Source organism: Guptibacillus spartinae, from assembly GCF_028610625.1.
In the GTDB taxonomy this organism is placed as follows: Bacteria; Bacillota; Bacilli; order Bacillales; family Guptibacillaceae; genus Guptibacillus; species Guptibacillus spartinae.
The window spans coordinates 1-10,170 of record NZ_JAQQWU010000031.1 but is presented as its reverse complement, the minus strand read 5'-3'; the positions used below and the strand labels follow the sequence as shown (position 1 = coordinate 10,170).

Sequence of the window (10,170 nt, the reverse complement as noted above, 5' to 3'; positions counted from 1 at the left end):
AACCCCCTAATGGTCGGTATTTGGTCGTACCCATTATACCATTCAGGGGGTTTTTTCATGGAGAATTTTAAATTTTACTCACCGGTCTGGTCTTAATCCGACTTTTTCACTGGTCTCGGACGGTTCTCATGATTCACGCCCTAAAAATCAATGTTTGCGAAACACCCAATATTCTTGCCAACTGGCGTTGTGTGACCCCTGTTATTCGTTTCAGCTCTCTTATCAACGGATCTCTCCTCTCTTTAGGAAGGCTTTTTACCTGAGCGATTTCCACTACCCCAAGACGACTTTTGATGAGCTCTCTCGCTTCCTCATCGGTCACTCTTTTATTTTCATCGTTTACAGCCTCCAAACAATCATCATCAGTGATTCGTTCATTGAACTCTTTAAAGTATCCAATTGCCAATCGCTGGTCGTGACCAAAGAAATTCAAAATATATGCACAATCTAGCCATTTCATTTCTGAATATCCTCGATAATATTCCACACAACTGCTCCATGGCCAATCATCGACAAATCTAACCATCCGCGCTTTCAGTGGATTTTGATGGATGTACCGCACGACGGTAAGAAGGTATTTGACCGTCTCTACATTTTCACTTTTAAACCGATCTTCAAAGAGATGACCCGAGGTACGATATTTAAAATGATAGGTTTGGACAAAGCTTATGGCGATGCGTTTTAACGTCAGAGAAATTTCTTCATTACCTTCTTTCAACAGCAGATGGATATGATTGTTCATGAGGCACCACGCATAGCATTTCATATCGTACAAGAGGGAATACTTTTCAAGCGTTTTAAGAAACCGAATCCGATCATGATCATCATGAAAGATTTCCTGGCGATTGGCTCCTCTAAAAATGACATGATAAATCAACGTTTTGCTTCTTTTTCTTGCTTCTCGTGGCATCATTACTCTCCTATTATGTTTCAGAAATTGAATTTTGGAATAAAATTGAGGCAGAATTACGTTCAATAAGAATGTCATGGTCATTAGTAAGTGTTGAAGTGGTATAAATCTAGTAGATAAAGATTAGAACAGGTGTAAGAAAGATAGTGGAGGTTCAGACAGGTGTAAAACGGAATTAGAAAGTATTAGAAAAGAGGTCAGTCATAGTACTAAGCTAAGATTAGGTATGGGGGAAATCATCTCTTCGGGGATTTAATTTAGTGGGCAAGATATTCGTTCTATAAAATTATTCGTTCTTCTTCTAAAAATCTCCTTCACGCGTGGATAGATATTATGTTAAAGCTGCAAATGCCAGGTTAATCAAACGTTTGTTTAACTTGCCAGTGGCCGATCTATTGAAAGTTTAAAAGGATGATGTCAGTGTTCAGATTACAAAAAGCGAGTCCTGCGTGTTACTTAAAGGACTCGCTTTTTGTTCTTGACACTTATTTCTATTCTTCACTTTATAATGAATCATGAGAACCGTCCCAGCGATTCCAAAACCCCAAACAATACCTCTACCGCCGTCCCCAACGTCTCTTCATTGATATCAAACTTCTCATTATGGTGACCGGCAGCGAGTTCTGTGCCGAAGATGCAATAGGTGGCTTGCCCACCATTCTTGGTTACGCGATCCATGAAGAAGGTGGCATCCTCTGAGCCAGCAGGGGAATGGTCTTCGAGCAGAGTCTCCTTAATAGCAGGTGATGCTTCAGCACAGGTCCTCAACACTTCTGCGAGTTCTCTCGATCCTTTCGCACTAATCCCCTCTCCTACCTTCTTAATCTCATAGTCAACTCCATACATGTGCGCAGATCCTGCGATCACAGCTTCGACCTGGCCTTTGACGTAATCATTGATTTCCGTTGTTTCACCACGGGTTTCGACTTTAAGAAAGGCCTGATCAGCAATGATGTTACGACCCGTTCCGGCATGTAGTTCGCCGACATTTAATCGAGTTGAGCCCTCGGAATGCCTAGGAACCGCATAAATATTTAATGCGGCTGAAGCGGCAGCCAGAAGGGCATTTTTTCCTTCTTCTGGATTACCACCAGCATGTGATGATACACCTTTAAAAGAAACATCAAGTTTTGACGTTGCCAGAAAACCATTATTTGAGGCCACAAAGTGAGCATGAGGAACCCCTGTCCCTACATGGCTCGCAATGAAATAATCGACATCGTCAACCACATTCGCTTCCACCATCGATCGAGCGCCACGAGTCCCTTCTTCAGCAGGTTGAAAAATCAATTTGACCTTTCCTGTAAGACTGGACTTGTTTTCTGCAATCAATGTAGCAAGTCCTAGACCAATTGCCGTGTGAGCATCGTGACCACAGGCATGCATTTTATAAGGAAGCGTTGATTTGAATCCTTCTTTCATCGGAAAGTGGCTGTCTTCCTCAGACTCATTGATTTCGAGTGCATCCATATCAACTCGGAAAGCGATGGTTGGCCCTTCTTTCTTTGTGTCCATTGTCGCAACGATTCCTGTGTATCCTTCAGAAAAGTGTTCGATATAAGCTTCTTCTGCGCCATGTTCTAGAGTCCATTTATAATGCGCTTTGGTTTCTTCTTCACCTGGCTTCCCCATGCAAAAATCAGGGGACATCACCTGTTTTCCCAATTCCAGCTGAAACCCAAGCTCGTCAAGGATCGAAGCAACGATCGAAGCAGTCCTCATCTCAAGAAAACCAGGTTCCGGATAACGGTGAAAATCTCGTCGCCATTCAACTAATTTTTGTTCGAGCGTACTCACTATTGATTCACTCCTTCATTTATTAAAGGTATGGATGAATGCCAGGGCCGAATGGAATTCCTAAGAAAACGAACAGTAGAATTAACACGATCCAAGTTAATAAGAAACAAATCGAATAAGGTAACATTAAGGAAATAAAAGTTCCGATCCCCGCTTTTTTATCGTACTTTTGCATAAAGGATAAGGTAATCACCATGTAAGGCATCAGTGGTGTCACAATGTTCGTAGACGAATCAGCTACACGATACGCTACCTGTGTAAAAGCTGGATGATACCCAAGCTGCATAAACATTGGCACGAAAACAGGTGCTTCAAGTGCCCATTTTGCTGAACCTGACGTGATTAGGAAGTTCATTAAGGCTGTAAAGATAATATATGCAATAATGAGTTCGATACCGGTGAAGCTAAGATCTTTTAGTAGATCCGCCCCGTTAACAGCAACCCACGTCGCAATATTAGACCAGCTGAAGTAAGAGATAAATTGAGAAATCGCAAAAATGAGTACGATGTAACTCGACATGTCTTTCATCGACTCTGCCATGTATTTTCCGATGTCTTTACTAGACTTAATCTTTTCAACAGTAATTCCATAAGTTGTCCCTATCGTAATAAAGAAGAAAAGAATGATCGGCACGATGCCATCTAGAAATGGAGAAGGAACAATGCCGCCTTCATCATTGCGTAATGGGCTATCTGGTAGGAAGATGACGGTGAGAACGAGAGCCCAATAGATCACGCCAGCAATAATCGAATTCCGAAAAGCTTTCCCTGCTTTTGGGTGTTCTTCCTCGACTGCTCCTTCAACCTCTTCTCCTTTATACTTCCCAAGCCTTGGTTCGACGAATTTGTTTGTCACCAGACCACCGACAAGGGTAAGAAGAAACACAGACACAATATTGAAATACCAGTTATCGACCGGTGTAACAACAAAGCTTTCATCAATGATTTGAGCCGCTTCGGTTGTAATTCCAGCCAGTAGTGCGTCAGTTCCCGCGATTAAGAGATTCGCTGTAAAACCCGCTCCGGCTGCAGCATAACCTGCTGCAAGACCAGCAATCGGGTTACGTCCAATTTTATAAAAGACCATTGCTGCGAGTGGCGGAACAAGAACCATTGCCGCATCTGATGCAATGTTCCCCATAATCCCTACAAAGACAACCGTGTAGGTAATTAAGGCGGGTGGAGATTTTAAAATTGTTTTTTTAATTGCAAAATCGAGCATGCCTACTTTTTCAGCTAGTCCAATTCCTAACATCATAGCCAGTACTAGGCCGAGAGGAGCAAATCCTGTGAAATTATCGAGCATGGACGTTAAAATATACTGAAGTCCCTCACCAGATGCAAGACTTTTTACCGGTAGCTCTTCTCCCGTACCCGGATGGGTGACGGTAGCGCCAAACATATGAAAAATAGCAGAAACAATCACAACGATAACAGCTAAACCGACAAATAGTATAAATGGATCCGGAAGTTTATTCCCGACTCGTTCAATGCCATTCAGGAACTTCTGAGCAATCCCTGTTTTTTTATTTGTATTCTCCATCGTCTCCCTCACTTCATCTCGTTATTATGTGGTTTATGTTAATTTCGAAGGCTTGACTCCGTCTGGAATTGGGCAAGAATAGGGGTTCCCAGCTCGGAACTCCTGGAATTCTGCCTTAACAGCTTCCAAATCCTCCTTATTTTCAAGTAGGTGTACTGCCGTTTGTGACATCGCTTCTGCAGCTCGCATCATTCCTTTATGTGCATAGCTGCTAATGCCCTGAGTCGTCATTTGCCATGTGTGTAACGGCGTTCCAAGTGCAGAAGTCGAAGCGGTCAATTGCGCGGTTGGCACAACCCAGCTCACATCTGCAACGTCTGTTGAACCTGAAAGAATTTCGGTAGATGGTTCATAATCAGAAATTGTCTCAGCAAGGTACTTCCCTTCAAACTCACTGCCATCTCCCTGATAACCAAATCCTCTTATAATGTCCAAGTAGCTTTCTTTCTCCCCTTCTGACAAAGTAGACCAAAGTTTTTCTGCAAAATTGATTTCTTCCTTATCTGCTTCTCCAATTCCAGCTTCCTGCAGATTTTTATGCAAAATTTTCTCCAGATTTCGATTCGGAATATAATTTGAACAGGCTTTATCGAACTCAATTGTTAGCTCTGTTTCAGTCATTAGGGCTGCGCCTTCTGCGATCTTACAAACCCGCTTGTAAATGTTATCAACCTGACTAATCTTTGGTGAGCGAAGCAAGTACAGAACCTCTGCGTCAGCTTGAACCACATTCGGTGAAATCCCACCTGTATTAGTAACCGCATAATGCATTCGCGCTTCCGGTATCACGTGTTCCCGAAGGTAGTTCACACCAACATTCATGAGCTCCACAGCGTCAAGGGCACTTCGCCCAAGGTGGGGAGAATTTGCTGCGTGAGAAGACAATCCTTTAAATCTAAAATAAACTTGATAGTTTGCTAGACTTGAAAGGCTCATAATGCTATTTCCTGGCGATGGATGCCAGGTAAGGGCCACATCCACACCATCAAAAACCCCTTCTCGCACCATGAACGTCTTACCCGATCCTCCTTCTTCTCCAGGACATCCAAAAAACTTTACAGTACCTGATAAGTTGTTTTCTTCTAAGTACTTTTTCGTTGCGCAAGCTGCCGCAAAAGCGCCTGTTCCAAGCAAATTATGCCCACATCCATGACCGACGTTAGTCTCTGTCGGATGATAAGAAGTTTGGTTTGGCTCCTGTCCGAGTCCGGATAACGCATCGAATTCTCCAAGAAATCCGATGACCGGAGAGCCACTTCCATAGGACGCGACAAATGCGGTTTCGATATTCCCAGCATTGCGCTCAACTTCAAATCCTGCTTTTTCACACTCCGAGGCTAAAAATTCAGCAGACGAATATTCCTCAAACCTCGTTTCAGGGTGCTGGTAAATATACTCGCTAACCCTTTCAAAAACAGACTTATTTTCTTCTAAGTAGATCTTTGCACAATGATTTGTCATTGATTTCCCTCCATTCAAAAAATTCGAAAAATTATTGTCGAACCTCATCCTCTTTAGGCGAAAGGTTTTTACTCCTTGGCTATATCGACAGTTATCTTTTCAATGTAGCGACTAATCAAGTAAACGCCTTTTTCGATGTCTTCGAGAGAAGCAAATTCAGACGGATGATGTGAAATTCCATCTTTACAAGGGATAAAAATTAAACCGGATGGCCATTTTGCTGCCATATTCATCACATCATGACCCGCACCGCTATTCATCACAAGCTTTTCAAAACCAAGCTCCTCGCATACTTCAGCAAGTTGCTTCTGCATCTCGTAATCTAGTAAAACAGAGTCATTATCAACTAAAGTGGAAACCGTCACCTCAACTTGATTGTCTGCCGATATGCGACGACAATATTCCTTAATTTCATTCGCAAAGTCACGCTTCAGTTGATCGTCTACGCTTCGAATATCAATGCCTAGTTCAACTTCACCCGGAATCACATTCATCACATTAGGCTTAAGCGCTAATGTACTAACAGTTGCCACAAGTGGTTGCTCACTTTTACGACTAATCTCTGTCGCTCGCTCACTGACATAGTTTACAAGAGGAGCAATCGCAACCAGGGCATCCTGACGACGATGCATCGGAGTGGTGCCAGTATGATTCGCCATCCCTTGCACATTTACCTGAAGTCTGATAGGACAAGCAACACCGTTCACGATGCCGACTTCCTTATGGTGCTCTTCGATTTGGGTTCCTTGTTCAATGTGAAGTTCAAGAAAACAGGATAGCTTCTCAACTGGGAGTTCCGCTTCTTCAATGGTTTCCCAATTTACGCCAAACTCCTCAACAGCCTGTTTAATGGTTACCCCGTTCCGATCCGTCACCTGACTGGTTTCCTTTTTATCGAGCTTTCCTGATATGGCTTTACTTCCAATCGTTGAAACCCCAAACCTGGCTGATTCCTCGGATACAAAACAAATGACGGCAATGTTTTTCGCTGGCTGAAATGCCTTATCTTTAAGCTTTTTCACCGCCGCCAGGGCGCTTAACACGCCGGCAACTCCATCGTACCCGCCACCGTTCGAAACCGTATCAAGGTGCGAACCAAGCGCAACGGTTGGAGCATCCTCATTCACTTGCCAAATGGCCCACTGGTTTCCTGCTTGATCTTCGGATGTTTCAAGACCAAGCTCCTTTGCGATCGTAACGAACTGGTTTAAAGCTTCCCTTTCTTCCAAAGTAAAGCTTAATCGACTAAAGCCTTCAGGCCGATCCATCGTTTGTGTAAGATTTAGCGCTAGCAAACTTTTCTCAAGCCAGGATTGCATGTCAGACATCCCCAGAACCACCTTTTAAAATACGGATATATGTCTCGACTGCTACCGCTAACACTTCTTCTTCGTAATCAAACTGCGGATGGTGGTGAGGGTAATCAAGTTTTGTTCCAAACAGCATATAAGTGGCTTTCCCTCCATGCTCCTGAACCCGATTCATCATCAAGCTCGCATCCTCAGATCCTGAAACTGGTGCTACAGGCTGAACCTCTTTCACAAATTCACTACCTTCACACCATTGTGTAATCTTTGGAATCAATTCCTCGTCACAACTCATGGACTCTGTCACCCCGACTGATTCAATCGAATAATCCACATCGTGCATTTCGGCTGAGGCCTTAATTATGCGCATCGCTCTTTCCACCATATGATTGCTGATCTTCTCTGTTTGACCCCGCAACTCAATCTCCATAAAGCTATCTTCTGAAATAATGTTCCGCGCACTTCCAGCTGTGAGCTTGCCAACATTCACACGCGAAACGCCGTCATGGTGACGCGGGATTCCGTAGAGATTATTGGCCGTTGTTGTGGCGGCTAGCAACGCATTTTTTCCTAATTCCGGGTGCATACCGGCATGGGAGGAAACCCCTTTAAAGGTAATATCAAATTTCGTTGAAGCAAGAAACCCTTTCGTTGTAGCAGCGATCGTGCCTACATCCATCGAATTAATCCCGATGTGCCCTGAATAAAAGGCATCAACATCATCAAGCCAGCCTTTGTCTCTCATGGGTCTTGCTCCTCTTCCACCCTCTTCAGCAGGCTGGAAGAGAAGCGTAAACTTTCCTTTCAACTCATCGCTATGGGAAGCAATATACTTCGCTACACCAAGACCAATAGTTGTATGACCATCATGAGCACAGGCGTGCATCACATTCTCTTCTCCGGAAACAAATCCATTTTTTGAAGGGAGATGAGATTCCTCTGCACACTCCTTAATCGGCAACGCGTCGATATCAAAGCGAAAACCTATGTGATCCCCCTGTTTTCCCGTATCCCATTCGGCTACGAGACCGGTATTTCCATTTCGCATTTTTTCGAGCCACTCTTTTTCCACTCCCCAGGCTGCAGCTTTTTCCTCATGTGCAAGAAGGTCAGCTTCTTTTGGCAACCCCAAACGCGAATCCTCTTTAAGTGCTTCTTTTCCAACGTGCAAAGTAAAGCCCATTGCTTCTAATTCTTTTCCGATTCTGTACGTTGTAATGTATTCCATAAACCCCAACTCCGGCAGCGCATGGAACGTTCGCCGCCATTCGATCAGCTGGGGGATTAACTCTTTTACAAAACTGTTCAAGTCAACGTCACTCCTTATGTAGAAAAACTTTTAGATAGCGCTTTCATCAGCTGTTCTTTCTTTTCTGTTTAAAGAGGATGAACGGCATAATAGCTCCTATTTATTTTCGGAAACTTTCCACTTCATTTCCTTAATTGACATTATACATGAGTAATTAGAAAATTCAAATCGTTTCTGATACTTTTTCTTACAAACAAAAAAGTAGCGTTCGCCATATTAGTGGCCAACGCTACTTTTCATTGTGTATCATTCAGCAATAATTTATACGCTTTCCTCGGTCTCCCTTTTGAACCGTTCACTTGCACCGTCATACTTGTCGCAAGTCCCATCGCTTCTAGTTCAGCTAAGACCCGACGTGCATTTCGTTCTGAACTTTCAAGCCAGCCAGCAACTTCCTGAGAATTCACTTCATCTTTTTTATAAAAGGTGGAAAGTGCCTGAATCTTTGCGACAGAGGATGGCGAAATGTTTGCCTTCCTTAATTTCTCCGTCCACTCCTCCGTAATCCAGCTTTTGGATTGATACGAAATGGATTCTCCACCAGATTCAAACTCAGTCAGCTCGCGGTTTTCATCTACTAAAACAATGGTAGGCGATTTGTGTTTCCTTGCACTGCGAAAGGCTGTTTGAACATTTTCTTCTGCCTGCAAAGCGGTAATGCCATAGCCAAGACCGATCCGAAGCTGGAGTTTATTCTGAGAATAAACCGTTTCAATTAAATGAAACAAATCCTGCTTGTCCAGCTTAATTTCAATTTCTCCGCGCGTGGTATAGATAAAATACAACCCATCGCCAATCTGAACAAACGATCCATTAATGCGTTCAGCTACTTCAATGAGCAATCTTTTTAGATTCAATTCTTTATGCTTTTGTTCATAGGAATAATAAAATTCCGTATCTTGATCTGGCTGAATAAGCTCGAACGCCAACAACGCCAGCTGAGAGCGCTGATACCAGAAAGATTGTCCTCGTTCCTTAAGAATTTTAAGCGCAAAATAGATGGATAGCTGGGAAGGGAAAATGCGGTAACAAGGAATCTTTAATTTCTTTAACGCTTCGTATACCCCATGAAGACAGGTGAAACAAACTTCAATCTTCCCGTCTTCGTACAACTGTTGATGGTGTTGCACGATTTCTTCAGTAGGACGGAAATCCGGGTATGAATAGGTATATATCTTTAAATTTTGCAGGGAAAAGAAGCGTTTTGTCGTCTCTAGCTCTTCTTCCTGTATCGTATCCAGACTAATTCTTGTTAGCACTTTCCCCAACTCTAAATTCGACTCCAAAACCTTTCCCAACAAGCTAGCACCATATAAAGGAGGATAAAAGGCAATCGAGTCATCTACTATTTCTTTTGAAACCGCATATGTATAGGGCACCTGACCCGAGAAAAACCATTGATCCACCTTCGATTGATTCAAATGAATAATTTCATCAATTTCTTTGAGATCCTCGTAATGAAACGGAAGAAGCTTTAAATCCTCAAATGACTCCGAAGCGTTTAGTATATGCTCTACCGAATCTTCAGGTCCGATCACGCCTAATGTAATCTCCAAATTTCATCACCTTCTTTTCTGGGAATCACGGGAATGAATCACAGGGACGGTTCTCGTGATTCCCATTCTTTTGGTTTTTGTTTCTTATTATAGCATCGCTAGTGCATCGGCTGCATCAGCATCGGCGGGACGGTTCTGTTTGCATCAGCGGTGCATCAGCGGGACGGTTCGAGACCAGTGAAAAACTAACGTTTTTTTCTTAGACTTAATAGCTAACCCTAAATAAAGAATATAATAGAAGCTTTTCAACCAAATATACATGAAAAAAGAGGACGCTATCGTAGCGA

7 protein-coding genes are annotated in these 10,170 nt (G+C 43.0%); all 7 read right to left on the bottom strand.

Annotated elements, in window-relative coordinates:
* Positions 1-133: 133 nt before the first annotated feature.
* The gene (locus PQ511_RS23430; protein WP_273854330.1) at positions 134-910 is read right to left on the bottom strand and encodes a transposase; all 777 of its coding nucleotides are present in this window, start codon (positions 908-910) and stop codon (positions 134-136) included.
* A gap of 513 nt (positions 911-1,423) precedes the next feature.
* Positions 1,424-2,707 carry a M20 family metallo-hydrolase gene (locus tag PQ511_RS23425; protein WP_273854329.1) on the bottom strand — a complete coding sequence of 428 codons (1,284 nt, stop codon included), beginning with the start codon at positions 2,705-2,707 and terminating at the stop codon, positions 1,424-1,426.
* Between the two features lie 22 nt (positions 2,708-2,729).
* Entirely contained in the window at positions 2,730-4,250 is a 1,521-nt protein-coding gene (locus PQ511_RS23420; protein ID WP_273854328.1) for an AbgT family transporter, read from the bottom strand.
* Positions 4,251-4,283: 33 nt separating this feature from the next.
* Positions 4,284-5,711: a M20 family metallopeptidase gene (locus PQ511_RS23415; protein WP_273854327.1), complete on the bottom strand. Its 1,428-nt coding sequence runs from the start codon at positions 5,709-5,711 to the stop codon at positions 4,284-4,286.
* A 68-nt stretch (positions 5,712-5,779) separates the two neighbouring features.
* Positions 5,780-7,039 carry a M20 family metallo-hydrolase gene (locus PQ511_RS23410; RefSeq protein WP_273854326.1) on the bottom strand — a complete coding sequence of 420 codons (1,260 nt, stop codon included), beginning with the start codon at positions 7,037-7,039 and terminating at the stop codon, positions 5,780-5,782.
* Complete coding sequence (locus PQ511_RS23405; protein WP_273854325.1) at positions 7,032-8,327, bottom strand: amidohydrolase; 1,296 nt, start codon at positions 8,325-8,327, stop codon at positions 7,032-7,034. The genes PQ511_RS23410 and PQ511_RS23405 overlap by 8 nt, the downstream gene beginning before the upstream one ends.
* Positions 8,328-8,563: 236 nt before the next feature.
* A complete protein-coding gene (locus tag PQ511_RS23400; protein ID WP_273854324.1) occupies positions 8,564-9,883 on the bottom strand; it encodes a hypothetical protein in 1,320 nt (439 codons plus the stop codon).
* Positions 9,884-10,170 lie beyond the last annotated feature (287 nt).